The sequence below is a fragment of the Vibrio sp. YT-15 genome, from assembly GCF_033337445.1.
In the GTDB taxonomy this organism is placed as follows: Bacteria; Pseudomonadota; Gammaproteobacteria; order Enterobacterales; family Vibrionaceae; genus Vibrio; species Vibrio alginolyticus.
The window spans coordinates 20072-41965 of the sequence record NZ_JAWOQR010000011.1 but is presented as its reverse complement, the minus strand read 5'-3'; the positions used below and the strand labels follow the sequence as shown (position 1 = coordinate 41965).

Genomic DNA, 21894 nt, shown 5'->3' with positions numbered 1-21894 from the left:
GCGTTAAGCTTTTGTCAATTATCTGTCCGCAGGTTTGCACAAGGTAAGGAATGGGCGCAAACTTTTTTGCTTGCTAATGAATGCATAATAAGATGGGGCACAAATGAAAACAGGTGATAAGCAATTCGCCGTTATTGGTCTTGGCCGATTTGGTTTGGCAGTGTGTAAAGAGTTACAAGATTCAGGCGCTCAAGTTTTAGCCGTTGACATCAACGAAGACAGAGTTAAAGAAGCCGCCAGTTTTGTTAGTCAGGCGGTTGTGGCTAACTGTACTCACGAAGAGACGGTTGCTGAGCTCAAACTTGATGATTACGACATGGTGATGATTGCCATCGGAGCGGATGTCAATGCCAGTATTCTTGCGACATTGATTGCTAAAGAGGCGGGAGTAAAGTCAGTATGGGTTAAAGCCAACGACCGCTTCCAAGCTCGTGTTCTGCAAAAAATTGGCGCAGACCACATTATCATGCCTGAGCGTGACATGGGGATACGTGTCGCGCGTAAAATGCTCGATAAACGGGTTCTTGAGTTCCACCCATTAGGCAGTGGCTTAGCTATGACGGAGTTTGTGATTGGCTCTCGTTGGATGGGTAAGACACTAAGTGATTTGGCTCTGTGCAAAGTCGATGGCGTGCAAGTGCTAGGGTTTAAACGGGGCCCAGAAATTACCAAGGCACCTGACCTTAATACCACACTAGAAATTGGTGACCTAATTATTGTGGTCGGCCCTCAAGATGCGCTCGCAAATAAATTAAAATCGCTATGACGTATTTTCATCAGAAAGGTGTTTTTTACGCACCAGATGGTAAACAAGAGAAAGCGAAAGGCAACGAACCGCGAATTATATTGCTCAGTTTTCTCGGTGTTTTACTGCCTTCTGCGGTATTGCTAACCTTGCCAGTATTTTCTGTTACGGGCCTGTCGATAACGGATGCTTTGTTTACCGCAACGTCCGCTATTAGTGTGACAGGGCTTGGTGTTGTCGATACTGGGCAACACTTTACGCTTGCGGGTAAAATCTTGCTGATGTTTTTAATGCAAATCGGTGGGTTGGGGCAGATGACTTTGTCGGCGGTCTTACTCTATATGTTCGGCGTGCGTTTGAGTTTGCGTCAACAAGCGCTGGCGAAAGAAGCATTAGGGCAAGATCGGCAAGTCAATCTAAACCGACTAGTAAAGCGGATTGTTGTTTTCGCGCTTGTTGCAGAAACGGTCGGGTTTATTTTTCTCTCTATCCGCTGGGTCCCTGAAATGGGCTGGCAGACTGGTATGTTTTACGCCTTGTTTCATGCAATTTCTGCATTTAACAACGCTGGGTTCGCGCTGTTTTCTGACAGTATGATGAGCTTTGTGAATGATCCGTTGGTTATCTTTACACTGGCGGGGCTATTCATTTTTGGCGGGCTTGGTTTTACTGTTGTGGGTGACATCTGGCTAAACTGGCGCAAAGGTTTCCACTTTTTGCATCTTCACACCAAAATCATGCTGATTGCGACACCGATATTGCTCTTAGTCGGAACGATGATGTTTTGGTTACTTGAGCGAAGCAACCCAAACACAATGGCGTCTTTACCTGCAACAGGGCAATGGTTGGCGGCATTCTTTCAATCTGCGAGTGCGCGAACGGCAGGGTTTAATAGTGTTGACTTGGCGTTGTTTACCCAGCCGGCCTTACTGGTCATGATTGTTCTGATGTTAATTGGAGCGGGTTCCACCTCAACGGGGGGCGGTATTAAAGTTTCCACATTTGCTGTTGCGTTTATGGCTACGTGGACCTTTTTACGCCAAAAGAAACATGTGGTTATGTTTAAGCGAACCATAAATTGGCAAACTGTGACTAAGTCATTGGCAATTATCGTTGTGAGCGGAGCCATCCTGACAAGCGCAATGTTTTTATTGATGCTTACCGAGAAGGCCAGCTTTGATAAGGTTATGTTTGAAACCATTTCCGCATTTGCCACAGTGGGGCTCACCGCCGGTTTGACTGCGGAACTTTCTGAACCTGGTAAATACATTATGATCGTGGTGATGATCATTGGTCGTATTGGGCCGCTCACGCTTGCCTACATGTTGGCACGTCCTGAACCTACCTTGGTCAAATACCCAGAAGACGCCGTTCTTACAGGTTAATATAGCGTTAAACAATGGCCGCGCGACCATTACGAGCATTGATTAATAGCAGTGCTCGTACATTTATAGAATATGTGGAATGTTGCCCAGTTTTACCTACAAATTCGTAGAAGTTCATTTCTTCTTCCTTTCGTTTCGATACTATTCATTCACTCAATTTATATTCTTAGAAGCTACGCTCATAACAGCGTTTTGGAATCCGACGCTTTTGTAGTGTGACACCAAACTACGTCGTGTTATCTGAGCGAATTGATACCAGCCTTCGTCAATAGTCACTCAGTCTTACTCTATGCCCATAGGGTTACTTTGTGTTTGTTGTGCTTGGTATTAATTAACGAATCGAAAAGATGGAGTCGTACTTTGAAATTCAACACACTCGCCATGGCTATGCTAACTGCGCTTCTTGCAGGGAAGAGCATGGCAACTACTCCGCCATCACCGGTTTGGCATACTATTGCGTTGAGCGATGGTAGTTCCAGTGAGGCAATTCTACGTGGAACGGCAGATTTCCACTGGTTTGAAGATAAGCAGGGCAATGCCTTACTTCAGGAAGACGGCGTTTGGTTTTTCGCGCGGATTCAGCGCGAGTCAGACACGCCAATATTGATCTCGACAGGTGTGGTGAAAACGCAGTCGAGTGAGCCACCTGAGTCGGCGAGGTTTCGCCCGGATTTACAAGTTAAACCGCAATTATCTTCTCTAAAAACCATTGAACCGATGGCACGAAAAAACCTACTGCGTTCGGCGCAAGGTTACCAGGCGATGAGCAGTTCAACGGTGAAGCAGCAGCCCCTATTGGTTGTGCAAGTTTCGTTTGATGACCAAGCAATGGTGCACGATTTTGAGCAACGCGTATTTAATACCAATGGTCAAAGCGTTGTGGATTACTTTGATAAAAACTCTCAAGGTAAATTCAAAGTTGTTCCTGCACTTGAGAGTTACGGCACCGCCAATGACGGTGTGATAGATGTGACTGTGGCACAAAGCCACCCTAACTGTCACTCTAGTTCTACTGATAAGACATGCACCGCCAAGTTGAATGCGGTTTTCACCGAGGCTTATCAAAAACTGGATCCATACTTTAATCTTTCGGCCTACGACAGCAATCAAAATGGTACCGTAGAACCGTCAGAACTCTCTGTCATGTTTATTTTTGCGGGGGGCGATCGTTCAACAGGGGTTCTCAACCGTCCTGCTATTTGGCCGCACAAATTCTCTCACGATGATGTCACACTAGATGGTAAAAAGATCACAGACTATTGTGTGTTCGCTGACTATCAAGTTGATCATCAAGCGACCTTGGGCGTGATCGTACACGAGCTTGGCCACTTAATGCTTGGCTTACCGGATTTGTACGCAAGGAACAGTGATGCCTCGATCGGCTCTTGGGGCGTGATGGGTGGCGGTTCATGGGCGCAGAAACCGGGAGATTCATACGCTGGTGACACTCCGGTGAACATGAGTGCATGGAGCAAACACGCTGCTGGTTTTGTTGTACCAACGGTAACTCATGAAAGTCCAGCGCCTATTTCTGTGAACAACGACGATGTCAAGCTGGTGTATCTCGACCCGTACTTGAAAGAGTTTGGCCCACGTGTTTACTTGGAAAATCGCACCTTTAGCGGTTACGACCGAGCATTGGCGGCTGAAGGTATCCTGGCGACGTCGGTCAATGTCCAGAACCGCTTTAATGATGTTGGCGCGATGCAGGTTCAAATCATGCAGGCTGATGGTCTGAATGAGTTAGAAAATGATGGTAGGAGTGACGCTGACGATTTGTACCCTAATGGTGGCGATGTCATTTCAGATACATCGACCCCGGGTCTGAGAGCGATCACAGGGTTTGATACTGGGGTTCGTATTTCCAACATTGCCAGCAACACCAACGGCGGTAGCTTTTCTCTTGAGCATACAAACGAACCAAATAAATCAGCATGGCTGAACTCTCTTCATCAAGGTTATGTGTACGCGAGTGGGAGTAACACTCTGGCGGTGTCACTGGACTTGAATAGTGATACAGAGCTTGATGGCCTTCAACTTTATGCGCAAAGAGATAGCGCTCAAAGTGACATGACTTATCGAGTTTGGCGATTCCCATTTTCTGGAAACATTGGCTATCGATTAATATTGAATCAAAACAACGCTGAGCTTTTACAGCAAGGTAACTTCCAAAAGTCATCTCGAATTTTATTCCCCCAATCAAGCCAATTGAGTGCGGGTCAGCACTTATTGGTCGTTGAATTGGAAGGCGGTCAATTTGATGCAAACTTTGACTTCGGCCGCTTGCTAAAAACTGAAAAAGCCTCCCTACCTGTAATGTGGACTGGTGATTACAGTGAGATTGGCACGTTTGGTCTAGAAAAAGCCGGGTTCTCTTATATTCCGTTTGCAGCATTATTAAATGTGGATGCGAGCAACTTGGTTGAAGCGAAATCTGATTCGTTACAAACCAATAAAAATACGCCAATCAAACTGAACCTGATGGACAATGATTTCATGGCGGTAGGGTATCAGTTCAATGTGGACATTGTGCAGAAGCCTGAGCACGGCACCATCTCTGGCAACCAGTACCAACCTGAAGCTAACTTCGTTGGTCTGGACACTTTCCAATATCGTTTGTTGTCGGTTGATGGTGTGTACTCATCTTCAATCGTGAATGTGCAGGTGGAAGTGCTTGGCAGCAATGAAGCGCCAGTGGCCGTGATTGATGTTGATAATAAAGACATGACGGTTGGGCAGCGAGTCACGTTGTCTGCGTTAAATAGTACGGATGCTGATGGTGATGTGTTGAGTTATAAATGGGAGCAGTTGGCTGGCACTTCAGTTTCTCTTGGCAATGCAATCAGTGTTAGCACAAGCTTTACGGTGCCTCAAGGTGCAAAAGCGGGTGAGGTTCTGACATTCCGTTTAACCGTGACTGACCCTAGTAATGAAACGTCCAGTGCTACCGTCGATTTAACCATGAAAAACGCAGCGCCAGTTACGCTTGCAGATACGGCGACCGTTGTCGTTGGTGAAAGTATTCTGATTGATGCAGCGAGCAATGATTCGGATGTGAACGGCGATAAACTGGTTGTAGAAAGCGTACAGAACGTAACGGGTGTGGGAAGTGCGAGTGTAGAGAATGGCAAAATCCGTTTTCAAGCACCGGATAGCCCTACTGACGGCATCAAGCTGCAATATACGGTTTCAGATGGTCATGGTGCCACTGCTACGGGGGAAGTTATCGTGACGGTTGTTGCTTCTTTGAAGACAACGACATTCAAGAACTCTGAAGGTAGCGGCAGTGTTTCTTATTGGGCTTTGATGTTACTTGCAACATTAGGCTGGCGACGTCGCGTCTAAAACGGTATTGAATTGCGGTATAAGCCACTCACATTGAGTGGCTTATTTTTTATCTGATCTATTTTGGTTTCGTTCTCATTGTCTTATGAGATGTGTTTCTCATTATTTTTAAAGCGATTTTTCTACTCTGCGGTTACCCTAGGGGCCGATTTTTATGAACTAAGGATGTTATATGTCTACCGAGGCCTTTTCTGTTTCGGAAATATGCCGAGAAGCGGCAGTGATGGTCAGAAGGAATCTACTCGCAATTGTTATTGCTTGTATTCCGTTGATTATCGTGCACTCAATTTTTGCTTTTATGTATCCTGAAATGACGGGGAAAGATCAAGCGAACGTTCAAGAAGGCAATGTCGCAGGATTTTATTTCGTCACAATTATTTTGTACCCACTTGTTGCCGCTATGGCGGCTGTGCGTGTGCATCGAATTTATTTAGCCGGCGATTACATGCACTCTGCGTTGGATGTATTTCGTTTGTCAGCTCGAGAATTCCGTTTCATAGGCTGGTGGATACTGTTTGGACTGATGATGATGCTCGTTATTGGTATCCCGATCTTTGTGTTGTCGTTTATCTACATTGCAGAAAGTGGTGAAGCCGACTTTGTTGCTATGGCTATTATCACAACGATTGCAAGCATTCCTGGCTATTGGGTAATGGCGCGATGGTCATTTGTGTTGCCAGCGACTGCAATGGATCATCAACCGCGCAGTTTGCGTCGTTCGTGGAACCAGAGCAGAGCATACAACAAACAAGTATTCATTTTGATGGGACTAATTCCATTGGGTGCGGGCTTGCTCAGTCAGCTGATCTTTAGCCACTTTACGAATCTCTTTATGTTGAGCCTCGTCGGTGTGGCCTATGGTATTTTTGGCGCGTACCAGCTGGCATTGTTATCGTTGAGCTATAAAACGGTAGTGGATATCGAACGCGCTCGTTTTGATACGACATCACAGCCACCAAAAAAGGGTGAAGAATTTTCCGCTTAACCCTTTGATCGTTTTTACATGCTACCTCCGTTTAGGAGATGGTCTGCGGCAGGTTGATACCTTCCTGCCGCCTTCGCGTTATTCACGCAAAATACCCATGCCAATTTCATGGCTGAATGACAGGGACATTCACACGTATACTCACAACAGTACTTCTTTTTATTAAGGAACCCTACATGTCCATTTGGCAACGGGTCAATTTCACCCATCGCTTTAGTCAATTACCGTCAGCGTTCTATACGTTGGTCGAGCCACAACCCTTGGACAACACTCGCTGGGTCGCTTGGAATGGTGAGTTTGCACAGCAGTTTGGTTTACCAGCAGAGCAAAACGATGAGTTATTGGCGGTTTTTTCTGGGCTAAGTGAATTCGAACAATTTCGTCCTCTTGCGATGAAATATGCAGGCCATCAGTTTGGCGTTTACAACCCAGATTTGGGCGATGGACGTGGATTACTGTTGGCAGAATTTGAGCATCAGAATGGTACTTGGTTTGATCTTCACCTCAAAGGTGCAGGGCTAACGCCTTACTCGCGAATGGGAGATGGGCGAGCGGTATTACGCTCAACTATCCGTGAGTACCTGTGCAGTGAAGCCATGGCGGGCCTTGGGGTTCCGACGACACGTGCTCTCGGTATGATGGTCAGTGATACACCTGTTTATCGAGAAAAAACGGAATCGGGCGCTTTGTTACTTCGAATGGCTGAAACCCATGTTCGATTTGGTCACTTTGAGCATTTCTTTTACACCAACCAGTTAGCAGAGCAGAAGCTGTTGGCGGATAAGGTGATTGAGTGGCACTTTGCTGATTGTGCATCGGCGGAGAAACCATATGCCGCGATGTTTGACGCCATCGTGACTAAAACAGCCGAGATGATCGCATATTGGCAAGCTTTTGGTTTTGCGCATGGTGTGATGAATACCGATAACATGTCAATTCTTGGGCAAACTTTTGATTATGGTCCGTTTGGCTTTCTTGATGATTATGAGCCGGGATACATTTGTAATCATTCAGACTACCAGGGTCGTTACGCATTTGATCAACAGCCTAGAATTGCGCTTTGGAACCTGTCAGCACTGGCGCATGCGCTATCGCCACTCGTTGAACGAGAAGATTTAGAATCGTCGTTGAGTCAATTTGAAGTTCATTTAAGCCAGCAGTTCAGCCGCCTCATGCGTGAGAAGTTGGGCTTAAAAACCAAGATAGCGGAAGACGGGCGTTTGTTTGAAGCTATGTTTGAGCTTCTTCACCAGAACAAAACGGACTACACTCGCTTCTTCAGAACACTTTCAAACCTTGATAATGCGCCTTCCCAAGCCGTAATCGATTTATTTCTCGACCGAGAAGCTGCGCGAGCTTGGCTTGATCTGTACTTAGCTCGGTGTGAGCTAGAGGTTGATGAACTAGGGGGCCTGATTTCAACCGAACAGCGTTGCAAACAGATGCGTCAAGCCAATCCCAAATACATCTTGCGTAACTACTTGGCTCAGTTGGCGATTGATAAAGCGGAAGAAGGGGACTTTAGCGAATTACACCGATTGGCCGAACTGTTAAAACGCCCATTTGATGATCAACCCGAGTTTGATGATTACGCGAAATTGCCACCGGAATGGGGGAAGAAAATGGAGATAAGCTGTTCTTCATAAATGGGTCATTTTCCACCCATTTGTATCTTTTTCTTGGGTGGAATTCACTCGTTACACTTCGGATTCATGTTAATGGGCTATGTTAGTTTATTGAAATACATATAAATTTTAACATGGTCCATTAATTGCTCTTTGTTGAACATCCGTACCCATCGCCTAGCACCTAGTTACTCATGGACGGGATGGGATGTGATTCAACAAGGAGAATAATAATGTTTAAGCCTCTAACTCTACTATCTGTCTCTGCACTTGCTGTTACCAGTTTTAATGCTGCCGCAAATTGTGACCCGGGTGAAACGGTCATCAAGTTTAGCCATGTAACGAATGCGGACAAACACCCTAAAGGCATCGCGGCTTCGTTACTTGAAAAGCGCGTCAACGAAGAGATGAACGGTAAAGTCTGTATGCAGGTGTTTCCTAACTCAACACTTTATGATGATGACAAAGTGTTGGAAGCGCTACTGAATGGTGATGTTCAACTCGCTGCTCCTTCTCTTTCTAAGTTTGAGAAATTCACCAAGAAGTACCGCCTTTTCGATCTCCCTTTCTTGTTCGATGATGTCGACGCGGTTGACCGTTTCCAAAACTCGGAAGCGGGTGAAAAGCTGAAAAACTCAATGAAACGTCGTGGCCTACAAGGCATTGCGTTTTGGCATAACGGCATGAAGCAAATGTCAGCCAACAAGCCGCTCATTTCTCCAACTGATGCTGAAGGACTTAAGTTCCGTGTTCAAGCGTCTGATGTACTCGTTGCTCAGTTTGAGCAGCTAGGTGCTAACCCACAAAAAATGTCGTTCAAAGAAGTTTACGGCGGCTTGCAAACTAAGGTTATTGATGGTCAAGAAAATACTTGGTCAAACATTTACGGCAAAAAATTCTTCGAAGTTCAAGATGGCATTACGGAAACGAACCACGGAATTCTGGATTACTTAGTTGTGACGTCAAACGACTTCTGGAAAAACTTACCAGATGATCAGCGCGAGCAGTTAAACACCATTATTCAAGAGGTAACTGCGCAGCGTAATGCTGAGTCAACCAAAGTAAACCTTGCGAATAAGAACAATATCATCGAAGCCGGTGGTGTGGTTCGTACTCTAACGCCAGAACAGCGCCAAGAATGGGTCACTGCACTTCAACCAGTATGGAAGAAGTTCGAAAAAGACATTGGTTCTGACCTAATCGAAGCCGCTTTGGCGTCTAACCAAAAATAATAACCCCTAGCACATTTAGCCCTCTCAAACTGAGGGGGCTCTTTCCCCCTACAGACGACGTGATGTAATTATGGAACAGACTTTTTTTGCCAAGGCTGGACGAATCACCGATGCCATTGAAGAGACTTTGATTGCTTTCTTCTTGGGTGCCATGACCTTGCTGACCTTTGCCAATGTCATCTTTCGTTATGTCTTTAACGACAATATTCTTTGGGCGCTTGAGCTCACCGTTTTCATGTTCGCATGGATGGTGTTGGTTGGCGCATCTTATGGTGTGAAAAAACACTTTCACATTGGTGTCGATGTCATTATTAACATCGTTCCGGAAGGTAAACGAAAAGCCCTGGCGCTTTTTGCTGCAATGTGTTGCTTAGCCTTCTCTATTTTGCTGTTAATTGGCGCTTGGAACTACTGGTATCCGTTCGCTACTGACCGAGCGTGGTATGAAACGGACGATATTCCGATGCCTGAAATACTCCAGTTCATGGCCGACTGGTTAAATGAGGGAGAGCGTTATGAAAAGCTGCCACGTTTTATTCCTTACTTCGCTTTGCCACTTGGAATGGCGCTACTAACGTTTAGATTTGTTCAAGTCACGTGGCAAATCGCTACTGGTAAGCTCGATCGCTTGATTGCAGGACATGAAGCGGAGGAAGAGCTCGAATCTCTTAAAGCTGAGATGAGTGACGCTGAAGACGTAATGGCTCCAAAGGCCTCGCAAGACGCTAAAAACAAGGAGCAATAAGCCATGGATATCTTATTTCTATTTTTGATGGTAATTGGCTTTATGCTGGTTGGCGTGCCAATTGCTATTTCGCTGGGCCTTTCCAGTGTTCTTTTCCTTTTAATGCATTCGGATGCCTCTTTAGCGTCAGTTGCTCAAACGCTGTTTAATGCATTCGCGGGCCACTACACGCTATTGGCTATTCCATTCTTTATATTGGCTTCAAGCTTTATGTCGACGGGTGGCGTAGCAAAGCGGATAATTCGTTTCGCCATTGCCATTGTAGGCTGGTTCCGCGGCGGTTTGGCGATGGCTTCGGTTGTCGCGTGTATGATGTTTGCCGCGTTGTCAGGTTCCTCACCTGCAACGGTTGTTGCCATAGGTAGTATTGTTATCGCAGGTATGATCAAAAACGGTTACTCAAAAGAGTTTGCCTCTGGGGTAATTTGTAACGCAGGTACGCTAGGGATTTTGATCCCACCTTCGATTGTGATGGTGGTGTATGCAGCCGCAACGGATGTGTCAGTTGGACGTATGTTCCTTGGTGGTGTGATTCCCGGTTTGCTGGCGGGTGTCATGTTGATGATCGCGATTTACATTGCCGCGAGAATCAAGAACCTTCCAAAACAGCCTTTTGTCGGTTGGAAAGAAACCTTTGATGCCGCCAAGGATGCAAGCTGGGGCTTGTTGTTGGTCGTCATCATTCTTGGTGGTATCTATGGCGGTATCTTTACGCCGACAGAAGCCGCTGCGGTTGCTGCTGTGTACTCATTCTTTATTGCTAACTTTGTATACAAAGACATGGGGCCATTTGCAGACAAGAAAAACACTAAACCTGCGCTCGTTAAAATCTTCCAAACCTTTGTTCATAAAGACACCAAACACACCCTGTATGAAGCGGGCAAACTCACCATCATGCTGCTGTTCATCATTGCTAATGCCTTAATTTTGAAGCATGTTTTAACGGAAGAACGCATCCCGCAAATGATCACCGAGTCGATGCTCTCGGCTGGTCTCGGACCAATCACTTTTTTGATTGTGGTGAACGTCTTGTTGTTGATTGGTGGTCAGTTCATGGAGCCATCAGGCTTGTTGATCATTGTTGCGCCGCTCGTGTTCCCAATTGCGATTGCATTAGGCATAGACCCAATTCATTTGGGCATAATGATGGTGGTGAATATGGAGATAGGAATGATAACGCCGCCCGTGGGTCTTAACTTATTTGTGACCGCTGGTGTTGCCAAAATGTCGATGATGAACGTAGTGAAGGCAGCATTACCCTGGGTTGGAGTGATGTTCTTATTCCTAATTATCGTCACATATGTACCATGGGTTTCGACTTGGTTGCCTACTACCTTGATGGGGCCGGAGATCATTACCAAGTAATGGAAGCCAGAAAGTAGAAAGAGGTGTGAGAATTCACACCTCTTCGTCTATTGACTTGTAACAAGTTTTGCGCGGGTCTGAATTAATTCGACGTTCATAGTGTCGCCACCTCTTTTTATTTTTGCGACGCTCTTCACCGAATCTTCTCTCTTCTTGATAGCAACCGTCTACGAGCACGGTATCTGTAACAATCGGTATTCTCACTTTTTCGTTCATATCTATAACAACCATGATAAACCCGTTGTTAAAAATTATGATTCAAGTTGAATATAATGCCAGCTATTTGAACGTGTTTTATTTGTAAAGGTCTTTATTTATTTGGTAGCGCTGCATCTTGTCGTAAAGAGTTTTTCTTGGCACATTCAATTGGCACATTGTCTGTTTAATACTACCGTTGTTTTCTAATAAAGCGCCTTCAATGGCTGCTCTCTCAAACTCCGCCACTTGCTCTGCAAGGCTTGAGGAAGACTTAGCAACTGGGTTCGATTCTCCCAACTGAATTAACTTACCCAATAGCACAAAACGCTCTGCAGCATTTCTGAGTTCTCGAACATTGCCAGGCCAGTCATGGCTCATCAGTTGCGCTAGATCTTGGGGTGACAAGCTAGGTGAGCTTTTGCCATAACGTGAAGCTGCTACCAACAGAAAGTGGTGAAAGAGGGCTGGAATGTCTTCTTTTCGTTCGCGTAGTGGCGGGAGATCCAAGGTCACGACATTGAGCCGATAATAGAGGTCCTGACGGAAAGTACCTTCTTCAGCTGCGTGTTTTAAATCGACCTTTGTTGCGGCAATCACTCGAATATCTAAAGGCAATAATTCATTTGAACCGACACGCTCAATCACGCGCTCTTGTAATACCCTCAATAAACGAATTTGGGCTTGGATAGGCATCGACTCGATCTCATCCAAGAAAAGTGTGCCGCCTTGTGCAAACTCAAATTTACCGATACGACGGCTTTCGGCGCCAGTGAATGCGCCTTTTTCATGGCCGTAGAGTTCACTCTCAATTAAGTTCTCTGGAACCGCTCCACAATTTACGGCGACAAAGTTTTGGTTCCGGCGAGAGCTTTGCTCATGTAAAGAACGAGCGATTAACTCTTTCCCTGTACCGGTTTCACCAAACAACAAAATATCGGCGTCGGTATCGGCGATTTGGGTGATGGTCTCTCGTAATATTTGGATGCTAGAGGTTTCACCAATAACTCGTGGACCAAGGGTTTTACTGGCTTTAAGTGACAGGCGCAGTTTTTCATTTTCATTGGTTAGTTTGCGCTTCTCAATCGCCCGCTTAACCGTTTCAACCAAATGTTCTGGCGCAAAAGGTTTCTCAATAAAGTCGTAAGCGCCTTGATGAAGGGCTTGCACAGCCATGGAAATATCACCGTGTCCAGTGATCATGATGACGGGTAAGTTTGCATCGCGTTGAGTCAAAGTTGTCAGCATATCCATACCAGAAATGCCCGGCAAACAGATATCAGTGACCACGACGCCAGCTTCTTCTCCTTGCTGCATCGCTATTAAAGCCGATTCTGCATCCACAAAAAACTTGGCGTCGATATCCGCCAGTTCAAAGGTCTGTTCTATAGCGATTCTGAGATCGGCCTCATCATCAATAAAAAACACCTGACACATGATCTTATCCTTTTGATGGTTCAGTGTTGTAAGAAGTGATAGGTAAACACAATGAGAATCGAGCGCCGCCTTGTTCTCGATTATGGGCACATAATTTTCCATTCATACTGGCTAAGATTTGTTGCGAGATAGAGAGACCCAAACCTAAACCGTTCAGTTTAGTGGTTAGAAACGGTTCACATAAATCAGAAAGTGAGAAAGAGCCAAGCCCTGGGCCATTATCATCAACATGAATCCAAACCAAATCAGTGTGCTCATCGTGTTCTACAGATAATTCTACCTGTTTGTCTTGTTGCTCTTTGAGTGCTTCTATCGCATTAGTCAGTAAATTGACCAACACTTGCTCCAGTTGAATAATATTGATCTGCACTTCAACATCATGCTCTGGCAAATTTGTTTCTAACGTGACGCGCCCTGATTTAAATGCGGGCTTCATCAGTTCTTTTACAGAGGCAATAACAGGGAACAGTCGAGATTGAGCCAACTCGTCACCACTGGTTTTTTTGGCGAAAGAGCGAAGTTGCTGACTGATATTTGCCATACGGTCAGTGAGAGCAGAAATGCGAGTGAGATTATCTTTCACTCGCTCATATTTTTCTTTTTTTAGAAACAGCTTGCCGTTCTCCGCAAAGCTACGAATTGCCGCAAGTGGATTATTCAGTTCATGGCTGATACTGGCCGACATTTGTCCTAACACCGCGAGTTTCGCTGCTTGCACCAATTCGTCTTGAGTAACGCGTAAAGTTTGCTCGGTATCGATACGCTGTGCGATCTCCGCTTGCAACTCGGCAGTCCGTGCCATGACTTGATATTCCAACTTTTGATTGGCTTCTTGTTGAATTCGTTCAATTTGCAAGTGACGCTGTTGACGGTGATAAATAAGCTGACCAATTAAAAACAAAACCATGAATGCTAGAGTGAGTACAAAGATGTAACCCATGGTGAACCAAACGATCGACTGTTTAGGAGACAGCACACGAATAGTCAGTTTGAGTTCGGGGAGGGGCAGCGAAGAGACCACCAAGGTTCCTTTATTGTATGGGTAACCCTGTTTAAGCTCAGAATGCACCTCGTCCAAACTACCCACTAATCCAAGCGTTTCAATTGGCGCATCAAGATATTGTTGGCTTGCCCAAACTTGCTTTTTCTCTTTTTTTGTCAGTGGCTGTAAGCTTTTGAGTAGCCATTCACTTCGGCTACTCATGAAAACAATTCCGTATGGGTCGCTGGCGACAAAAACACTGTTAGGTTGCTGCCAGTTGTCCTCTATCTTACTTAGGTCCATCTTCACCACGACGACACCAAGTACACCGCCAGCGTATACGATGGGATAAGAATAGTAGTAGCCACGTTTACCAGATGTTGAGCCCAGTGCGTAGTATTGGCTTCGTTTACCTACAATGGCTTGTTTGAAATAAGGTCGAAATGCAAAATTTCGCCCGATAAAGGAGCGCTCTTTACGCCAGTTGCTGGCCGCGATCGTTGTACCCCATTGATCGATTAAGTAGGTGTCCGCTGCTTCAATCACGCCATTAACGGATTCTAAATACCGATTAGTGATTTCCAGTTGCGCACTGTTGTTGGGGTGCAGAAGCGCTTGATAAAGAGGATCATCTTTAGCGAGAAGATTTGGGATATGGGCGTACTTATCGAGTTTATTTTTTATATGGCCAGAAAATTGCTCCAGCTGTGATTGGTGTTTATCAAGTAGAGATTGATAACTGGTCTGCCAAACCCAATGGCCACCGATAATTGCGCACAGGAAATAGAAAGCAAAAAATGTCAGCAGAATCCGTTTTTTTTGCGACATCCTTACACTCCTTACAACTTCCTTTGGTCACGTAAGAAAATGTTAATAGTTTGTAGGAAGGATTAGGGATTTAGTTTTCAACTCTGTGGAGTAAAACAAGAGCAAGATCTCTTTTTAGGCTTTTCGATAAAAAAACCGGTCGATTCTCTTGAAAAAGTCGCTATTGTCCCCATTCTAGATATGCTGGCGATGCTTAGACGGTGTCTGAATCGCATTTTTGAAGAAAAAATGGGTCAGCATTCGAGAATTTAGCGCAGACAATGTCCACATAGTGGCTATTGGCTCGACAGGGTTGCGACAGATCGCTAGAATGTCGCGTCTAAAAATTCTGTCCTGAGGCTAATAGGAGATACCTTTGGTTATTTTATCGAAGATATCACTGATTAGTCCGGTACTGACAACCAGTATCGATACTCGATTTTAAATTAGGTGTTCGGACAGAACACTACACAAGGATGAAGCGTAAGCTCCTCTGAGTTTCGCTCATACGCTCGGAAAACCGAGCCACTTTAGAGGTTTATATATAATGCAAGTTACTGTTGAAACGCTAGAGGGCCTAGAGCGCCGTCTAAACATTACTGTTCCAGCTGCAAACATCGAAGACGCTGTAACAGCTGAACTACGCAACATCGCTAAAAACCGTCGTTTCGATGGTTTCCGTAAGGGTAAAGTGCCTCTAAAAATGGTTGCTAAGATGTACGGCAAAGCAGTACGTCAAGACGTTCTTGGTGAAGTAATGCAACGCCACTTCATCGAAGCTATCGTTAAAGAGAAAATCAACCCAGCTGGCGCTCCAACTTTCGCTCCTGTAGAGAACAAAGAAGGTTCAGACCTAGTTTTCACTGCAACTTTTGAAGTTTACCCAGAAGTTGAGCTTAAAGGCCTAGAGAGCATCACTGTTGAAAAACCACTAACAGAAGTTAAAGATGCAGACGTAGAAGAGATGATCGATACTCTACGTAAGCAACAAGCAACTTGGGTTGAAGTTGAAGAAGCAGCAGAAGATGGCAAACGCGTAAGCATCGACTTCGTTGGTTCTATCGACGGTGAAGAGTTCGAAGGTGGTAAAGCTGAGAACTTCCCTCTAGAAATGGGTGCTGGTCGCATGATCCCTGGTTTCGAAGACGGTATCGCAGGTAAAACTGCTGGTATGGAATTCGACATCGACGTGACTTTCCCAGAAGATTACCACGCTGAAAACCTAAAAGGTAAAGCAGCTAAGTTCGCAATCAAAGTGAACAAAGTTGAAGCTCGTGAACTACCAGAACTAAACGACGAGTTCGTTGCTAAGTTCGGTGTTGTTGAAGGTGGTGTTGAAGCACTTAAAGCTGAAGTTCGTAAGAACATGGAACGCGAACTTAAGCAAGCTGTTAAGAACCGCATCAAAGAGCAAGCGATTGACGGTCTAGTTGAGCAAAACGACATCAACGTACCATCAGCGCTTATCGAGCAAGAAATCCAAGTTCTACGTCAACAAGCTGCACAACGCTTCGGTGGTAACCCAGAAGCTGCTGCTCAGCTTCCACGTGAACTGTTCGAAGAACAAGCTAAACGTCGCGTAGTTGTTGGTCTTCTACTAGGTGAAGTAATCAAATCTGAAGAGCTAAAAGCGGACGACGAGAAAGTTAAAGCTCTAATCGAAGAAATGGCTACTGCATACGAAGATCCATCAGAAGTTATTGCTTACTACGAGCAAAACGAAGAAATGATGAACAACATGCGCAACGTAGCTCTAGAAGAGCAAGCAATCGACGCGATCATCGCTAAAGCACAGGTTTCTGAGAAAGAAGTAGGCTTCAACGAGCTACTTAACCAACAACAACCTGCTGCTTAATAAGCAATATCTTGCGTAGAAGGTTGACTTAACGTTAACTATTCTGCTAACAATGGTCCGTATGATAGTCATCATCCGGGCCATTTATTTTAGGGACATAAGAATATGAGCTACCAAGAAAAAAATGCAATGTCGCCAATTATGGACGCGCTAGTACCAATGGTGGTTGAACAAACTTCCCGAGGCGAACGCTCTTACGACATCTACTCACGTCTGCTTAAAGAGCGCGTGATTTTTTTAACGGGTCAAGTGGAAGACCACATGGCAAACCTTGTCGTGGCTCAGCTACTTTTCCTAGAATCTGAAAATCCAGATAAAGATATTTTCTTATACATCAACTCTCCAGGCGGCAGCGTAACAGCAGGTATGTCTATTTACGATACCATGCAGTTCATTAAGCCAAATGTGAGCACAGTATGTATGGGTCAAGCATGTTCAATGGGTGCCTTCCTGCTTGCAGGTGGTGCGCCAGGTAAGCGTTATGTACTGCCTAACTCACGTGTAATGATCCATCAACCATTGGGTGGTTTCCAGGGTCAAGCTTCTGATATCCAAATCCATGCTCAGGAAATCCTGACGATTAAACAGAAGCTAAACAAGTTGTTAGCAGAACATACAGGCCAACCTCTTGAAGTCATTGAGCGCGATACTGATCGTGATAACTTCATGTCATCAGAGCAGGCTGTGGAATACGGTATCGTGGATGCAGTGTTAAGCCACCGTGGCGAGTAATTAGCCAGCGCATTTTGGCAAAAATTGATATACACTCATTCATGAAGAGTAAAGGCTAAGAGGTTAGCGAATGACAGATAAAAGCAAAGAAAGTGGCAGCGGTAAATTGCTGTACTGTTCTTTCTGCGGCAAAAGTCAGCACGAAGTTCGCAAGCTAATCGCAGGTCCGTCAGTGTACATTTGCGACGAATGTGTCGACTTATGTAACGATATTATTCGCGAAGAAATCAAGGATGTTCTCCCTAAGAAAGAATCTGAAGCGTTACCAACGCCAAAACAGATCCGTGAACACCTTGATGACTATGTGATCGGGCAAGATTACGCGAAAAAAGTGCTCGCAGTTGCGGTATATAACCACTACAAGCGTTTACGCAATGGTGATACAACGAGCGAAGGTGTGGAGCTTGGTAAGAGTAACATCCTTCTAATTGGTCCTACAGGTAGTGGTAAAACACTACTTGCGGAGACATTAGCTCGATTCTTGGATGTGCCATTTACAATGGCAGACGCGACGACACTAACCGAAGCCGGTTACGTAGGTGAAGACGTTGAAAACATCATCCAAAAGCTTCTGCAAAAATGTGATTACGATGTAGCTAAAGCGGAACGCGGCATCGTTTACATTGATGAAATTGATAAGATTTCACGCAAAGCTGAAAACCCATCTATTACGCGTGACGTATCTGGTGAAGGTGTTCAGCAGGCGCTACTAAAACTTATCGAAGGTACGGTTGCATCGGTTCCACCTCAAGGTGGTCGTAAGCATCCTCAGCAAGAGTTCCTACAAGTGGACACATCTAAGATCCTGTTCATCTGTGGTGGTGCTTTTGCTGGCTTAGACAAAGTGATTGAGCAGCGTGTTGCAACAGGTACAGGTATTGGCTTTGGTGCTGAAGTTCGTTCGAAGAATGAAGCGAAGACGGTAGGTGAGCTATTTACTCAAGTTGAACCTGAAGATTTAGTGAAGTACGGCCTCATTCCAGAATTCATTGGTCGTTTACCTGTAACAACAACACTGACTGAGCTTGATGAAGAAGCGTTGATTCAGATCCTATGTGAACCGAAGAACGCACTGACCAAGCAATATGCAGCATTGTTTGAGCTGGAAAACGCTGAACTTGAATTCCGTGAAGATGCGCTGCGCGCTATCGCGAAAAAAGCAATGGAGCGTAAAACAGGTGCTCGTGGCTTACGCTCGATTCTTGAAGGCGTGCTACTTGAAACCATGTACGAATTACCATCTGCAACAGACGTTAGTAAAGTCGTGATTGATGAGTCCGTCATTAATGGCGAGTCAGAGCCACTGCTTATTTACAGTAACGCAGACAATCAGGCAGCTGGAGCAGAGTAAATTCAGCCATAATGAAAAAGGAGGTAAGTAATTACCTCCTTTTTTTATTTCTCTTATTGAATCCAAACAATTAGCCCCCATATACTGCCTTAAGTAATACGTTAAACGTGAAAGCGGAAGAGAGAATTATATGAACTTGGAACGTTCCGAGCGTATCGAGATCCCGGTACTACCTCTACGTGACGTAGTGGTCTACCCACACATGGTTATTCCATTGTTTGTTGGTCGTGAGAAATCGATTAGCTGTTTAGAAACGGCGATGGAAACCAACAAACAAGTTCTTCTTGTGGCACAAAAGCAAGCGGATACTGACGAGCCTACGGTTGACGACCTATTTGACGTAGGTACGGTAGCCACCATTCTCCAGCTCTTGAAGCTTCCGGATGGCACAGTAAAAGTATTGGTCGAAGGCCAGCAGCGAGCAAAAATCAATCACTTTAAAGAGAGTGACTTCTTCCTAGCAGAAGCTGAATTTGTTGTTACGCCTGAATTGGATGAGCGTGAGCAAGAAGTGATTGTTCGCAGCGCGATTAATCAGTTTGAAGGGTTCATTAAGCTAAACAAGAAGATTCCACCAGAAGTGCTAACGTCACTTAATGGTATCGACGAAGCCGCACGCTTAGCGGATACCATTGCGGCTCATATGCCGTTAAAGTTGGTGGATAAGCAGCAAGTACTTGAAATTGTTGACGTCACTGAGCGTCTGGAATTCCTGATGGGCCAGATGGAATCAGAGATCGACTTGCTGCAAGTTGAAAAACGAATTCGTGGTCGCGTTAAAAAGCAAATGGAAAAATCTCAGCGTGAGTACTATCTGAATGAGCAAATGAAAGCGATTCAGAAAGAACTTGGTGAGATGGAAGACGCACCAGACGAGTTCGAAACGCTACAGAAGAAGATTGACGAATCAAAAATGCCTCAAGAGGCACGTGAAAAGACAGAGCAAGAGCTGCAAAAGCTTAAGATGATGTCTCCAATGTCTGCTGAAGCAACAGTGGTTCGTAGCTACATCGATTGGATGGTCAGCGTTCCTTGGGCTAAGCGCTCAAAAGTTAAGAAAAACTTAGCGAAAGCAGAAGAGGTTCTTAATGAAGATCACTACGGTCTAGAACGCGTCAAAGAACGTATCCTTGAATACCTGGCTGTTCAAAACCGTATCAACAAGCTAAAAGGTCCTATCCTTTGTCTTGTTGGTCCTCCTGGTGTAGGTAAAACGTCTCTTGGTCGTTCAATTGCTTCAGCTACAGGCCGTAAGTATGTTCGTATGGCGTTGGGTGGTGTGCGTGATGAAGCGGAAATTCGTGGTCACCGTCGTACTTACATCGGCTCATTACCAGGCAAGTTGATCCAGAAGATGTCGAAGGTTGGTGTGAAGAACCCGCTGTTCTTATTGGACGAAATCGACAAAATGTCTTCAGATATGCGTGGTGATCCGGCATCGGCTCTACTAGAAGTGCTTGATCCTGAACAGAATAACTCGTTCAACGATCACTACCTAGAAGTGGATTACGATCTCTCTGACGTTATGTTTGTTGCGACATCGAACTCGATGAACATCCCGGGCCCATTGTTAGACCGTATGGAAGTTATTCGTTTATCTGGTTACACCGAAGACGAGAAGCTGAACATTGCAAAACGTCACCTTGTTGATAAACAAGTGAAGCGTAATGGCTTGAAAGCGGATGAGATCGTCATTGAAGATTCTGCGATTATTGGCATCATTCGTTACTACACGCGTGAAGCGGGTGTCCGTAACTTAGAGCGTGAGATTTCTAAGATCTGCCGTAAAGCGGTGAAGAACATCTTGCTGGATAAGGACATCAAGTCAGTAACGGTAACGATGGACAACCTAAAAGAGTACTTAGGTGTTCAACGTTTCGATTACGGTAAAGCGGATGAAAGTAACCGAATTGGTCAAGTAACTGGTCTAGCTTGGACCGAAGTGGGTGGCGATCTATTAACGATTGAAACTCAATCAATGCCAGGTAAAGGTAAGCTGACACAAACGGGTTCTCTTGGTGATGTGATGCAAGAGTCTATCCAAGCAGCAATGACAGTGGTTCGCTCTCGTGCAGAAAAGCTAGGTATCAATACTGACTTCTACGAGAAGAAAGATATTCACGTACACGTCCCGGAAGGCGCGACACCAAAAGATGGCCCAAGTGCGGGTACAGCAATGTGTACAGCATTGGTTTCTTCTCTAACAGGCAACCCTGTGAAAGCAGAAGTAGCGATGACGGGTGAAATCACACTGCGTGGTGAGGTTCTACCTATCGGCGGCCTAAAAGAGAAGTTACTTGCGGCACACCGTGGTGGCATTAAGACAGTGCTAATTCCAAAAGATAACGAGCGTGATTTGGAAGAGATTCCTGATAATGTTATCGCGGATCTGGAAGTTATCCCTGTACAGTGGATTGATGAAGTACTGAAAGTCGCACTAGAGCGAGACCCGACGGGCGTTGAGTTTGAGTCTCAAAAATAGTGATGTGTAGCAAAAATAAGTAAAAGTTTACGCTGATAAGCCCAAAAAGGCTTGTCAGCGTTTTTTTTGGGCGCTAAGTTAGTTTCGATAGCTGCCAGCCCTTGATGAATAAGGGGTGGAGCATATTTTCTTAACAATGGAACGAAAGTCATCACAAAAATAATCACAGATGACACAAAGGGGAAATTACAGTGAATAAAACTCAGTTAGTAGAACAAATCGCAGAAAATGCAGATATTTCTAAAGCGTCAGCGGGTCGTGCTCTAGATGCATTCATCGAAGCAGTAAGCGGAACTCTTCAATCTGGTGATCAAGTCGCTCTAGTTGGCTTTGGTACATTCAGCGTTCGCACTCGTGCTGCACGTACTGGTCGTAACCCAAAAACTGGTGAAGAAATCCAAATCGCAGAAGCAAAAGTACCAGCTTTCAAAGCTGGTAAAGCACTGAAAGACGCTTGTAACTAATCACGGCGTTTTTCTGTAACCGGCCATTTGCTTAACTTTTGCTCAAACAATAAGTTTCGAACAAAAATTTACAAACTTCGAGCCGAACTTTCTTAAATTATGCGCATCATACTGATGCGCATTTCTTTTTCTGATATTATTGCGCCATTATTTCTATTAGAT

The 21894-nt window shown here is 45.0% G+C and carries 16 protein-coding genes and 1 pseudogene; 14 read left to right on the top strand and 3 right to left on the bottom strand.

Going from position 1 to position 21894, the window contains the following annotated elements; genetic code table 11:
- The first annotated feature begins 103 nt into the window (after positions 1–103).
- The 8 genes from R7D93_RS18410 to R7D93_RS18375 all read left to right on the top strand — a co-directional run bounded on the left by R7D93_RS18410 (position 104) and on the right by R7D93_RS18375 (position 11427).
- Positions 104–766 (top strand): potassium channel family protein, encoded by a 663-nt coding sequence (locus R7D93_RS18410; protein WP_005388291.1) that lies wholly within the window; start codon positions 104–106, stop codon positions 764–766.
- Positions 763–2130 (top strand): TrkH family potassium uptake protein, encoded by a 1368-nt coding sequence (locus R7D93_RS18405; RefSeq protein WP_025766961.1) that lies wholly within the window; start codon positions 763–765, stop codon positions 2128–2130. The genes R7D93_RS18410 and R7D93_RS18405 overlap by 4 nt, the downstream gene beginning before the upstream one ends.
- 360 nt (positions 2131–2490) lie before the next feature.
- Positions 2491–5475, top strand: a complete 2985-nt coding sequence (locus tag R7D93_RS18400) for a M6 family metalloprotease domain-containing protein (protein ID WP_213908336.1) — start codon at positions 2491–2493, stop codon at positions 5473–5475.
- A gap of 172 nt (positions 5476–5647) precedes the next feature.
- Positions 5648–6460, top strand: coding sequence for a hypothetical protein (locus tag R7D93_RS18395; RefSeq protein ID WP_025766959.1), 813 nt, complete (start codon positions 5648–5650; stop codon positions 6458–6460).
- 176 nt (positions 6461–6636) lie between these two features.
- On the top strand, positions 6637–8106 hold the full coding sequence (locus R7D93_RS18390; RefSeq protein ID WP_025766958.1) for a protein adenylyltransferase SelO: 1470 nt from the start codon (positions 6637–6639) through the stop codon (positions 8104–8106).
- A 212-nt stretch (positions 8107–8318) separates the two neighbouring features.
- On the top strand, positions 8319–9317 hold the full coding sequence (locus R7D93_RS18385) for a TRAP transporter substrate-binding protein (RefSeq protein WP_017634784.1): 999 nt from the start codon (positions 8319–8321) through the stop codon (positions 9315–9317).
- Between the two features lie 70 nt (positions 9318–9387).
- On the top strand, positions 9388–10062 hold the full coding sequence (locus R7D93_RS18380; RefSeq protein WP_005384308.1) for a TRAP transporter small permease: 675 nt from the start codon (positions 9388–9390) through the stop codon (positions 10060–10062).
- Between the two features lie 3 nt (positions 10063–10065).
- Positions 10066–11427, top strand: a complete 1362-nt coding sequence (locus R7D93_RS18375) for a TRAP transporter large permease (protein WP_005382255.1) — start codon at positions 10066–10068, stop codon at positions 11425–11427.
- Positions 11428–11460: 33 nt separating this feature from the next.
- Here the strand turns inward: R7D93_RS18375 and R7D93_RS18370 are convergent, their stop codons facing one another.
- From R7D93_RS18370 to R7D93_RS18360, 3 genes are all read right to left on the bottom strand, one after another.
- On the bottom strand, positions 11461–11643 hold the full coding sequence (locus tag R7D93_RS18370; RefSeq protein WP_021034161.1) for a hypothetical protein: 183 nt from the start codon (positions 11641–11643) through the stop codon (positions 11461–11463).
- 78 nt (positions 11644–11721) lie between these two features.
- On the bottom strand, positions 11722–13059 hold the full coding sequence (locus R7D93_RS18365; protein WP_005382254.1) for a sigma-54-dependent transcriptional regulator: 1338 nt from the start codon (positions 13057–13059) through the stop codon (positions 11722–11724).
- A 4-nt stretch (positions 13060–13063) separates the two neighbouring features.
- Entirely contained in the window at positions 13064–14869 is a 1806-nt protein-coding gene (locus tag R7D93_RS18360; RefSeq protein WP_054578000.1) for a sensor histidine kinase, read from the bottom strand.
- A 39-nt stretch (positions 14870–14908) separates the two neighbouring features.
- Here R7D93_RS18360 and R7D93_RS18355 point away from each other — a divergent pair.
- The 6 genes and pseudogenes from R7D93_RS18355 (at position 14909) to R7D93_RS18330 (ending at position 21732) form a co-directional block, all read left to right on the top strand.
- A pseudogene (locus R7D93_RS18355) lies at positions 14909–15121 on the top strand (hypothetical protein).
- A 274-nt stretch (positions 15122–15395) separates the two neighbouring features.
- Entirely contained in the window at positions 15396–16703 is a 1308-nt protein-coding gene (gene tig, locus R7D93_RS18350) for a trigger factor (protein ID WP_005382251.1), read from the top strand.
- 105 nt (positions 16704–16808) lie between these two features.
- Positions 16809–17435: an ATP-dependent Clp endopeptidase proteolytic subunit ClpP gene (gene clpP / locus R7D93_RS18345; protein ID WP_005382347.1), complete on the top strand. Its 627-nt coding sequence runs from the start codon at positions 16809–16811 to the stop codon at positions 17433–17435.
- Between the two features lie 70 nt (positions 17436–17505).
- Positions 17506–18786 (top strand): ATP-dependent protease ATP-binding subunit ClpX, encoded by a 1281-nt coding sequence (clpX, locus tag R7D93_RS18340; protein ID WP_213868304.1) that lies wholly within the window; start codon positions 17506–17508, stop codon positions 18784–18786.
- Between the two features lie 130 nt (positions 18787–18916).
- Positions 18917–21268 (top strand): endopeptidase La, encoded by a 2352-nt coding sequence (gene lon, locus R7D93_RS18335; RefSeq protein WP_005382343.1) that lies wholly within the window; start codon positions 18917–18919, stop codon positions 21266–21268.
- A 191-nt stretch (positions 21269–21459) separates the two neighbouring features.
- Positions 21460–21732, top strand: coding sequence for an HU family DNA-binding protein (locus R7D93_RS18330; RefSeq protein ID WP_005382341.1), 273 nt, complete (start codon positions 21460–21462; stop codon positions 21730–21732).
- Positions 21733–21894: the final 162 nt, after the last annotated feature.

Bases quoted from the DNA above. Each gene is read 5' to 3' on its own strand.
- R7D93_RS18410 (WP_005388291.1), top strand. From the start codon at position 104: ATGAAAACAGGTGATAAGCAATTCGCCGTTATTGGTCTTGGCCGATTT.
- R7D93_RS18405 (WP_025766961.1), top strand. From the start codon at position 763: ATGACGTATTTTCATCAGAAAGGTGTTTTTTACGCACCAGATGGTAAA.
- R7D93_RS18395 (WP_025766959.1), top strand. From the start codon at position 5,648: ATGTCTACCGAGGCCTTTTCTGTTTCGGAAATATGCCGAGAAGCGGCA.
- R7D93_RS18390 (WP_025766958.1), top strand. From the start codon at position 6,637: ATGTCCATTTGGCAACGGGTCAATTTCACCCATCGCTTTAGTCAATTA.
- R7D93_RS18385 (WP_017634784.1), top strand. From the start codon at position 8,319: ATGTTTAAGCCTCTAACTCTACTATCTGTCTCTGCACTTGCTGTTACC.
- R7D93_RS18380 (WP_005384308.1), top strand. From the start codon at position 9,388: ATGGAACAGACTTTTTTTGCCAAGGCTGGACGAATCACCGATGCCATT.
- R7D93_RS18375 (WP_005382255.1), top strand. From the start codon at position 10,066: ATGGATATCTTATTTCTATTTTTGATGGTAATTGGCTTTATGCTGGTT.
- R7D93_RS18370 (WP_021034161.1), bottom strand. From the start codon at position 11,643: ATGAACGAAAAAGTGAGAATACCGATTGTTACAGATACCGTGCTCGTA.
- R7D93_RS18365 (WP_005382254.1), bottom strand. From the start codon at position 13,059: ATGTGTCAGGTGTTTTTTATTGATGATGAGGCCGATCTCAGAATCGCT.
- R7D93_RS18360 (WP_054578000.1), bottom strand. From the start codon at position 14,869: ATGTCGCAAAAAAAACGGATTCTGCTGACATTTTTTGCTTTCTATTTC.
- tig (WP_005382251.1), top strand. From the start codon at position 15,396: ATGCAAGTTACTGTTGAAACGCTAGAGGGCCTAGAGCGCCGTCTAAAC.
- clpP (WP_005382347.1), top strand. From the start codon at position 16,809: ATGAGCTACCAAGAAAAAAATGCAATGTCGCCAATTATGGACGCGCTA.
- clpX (WP_213868304.1), top strand. From the start codon at position 17,506: ATGACAGATAAAAGCAAAGAAAGTGGCAGCGGTAAATTGCTGTACTGT.
- lon (WP_005382343.1), top strand. From the start codon at position 18,917: ATGAACTTGGAACGTTCCGAGCGTATCGAGATCCCGGTACTACCTCTA.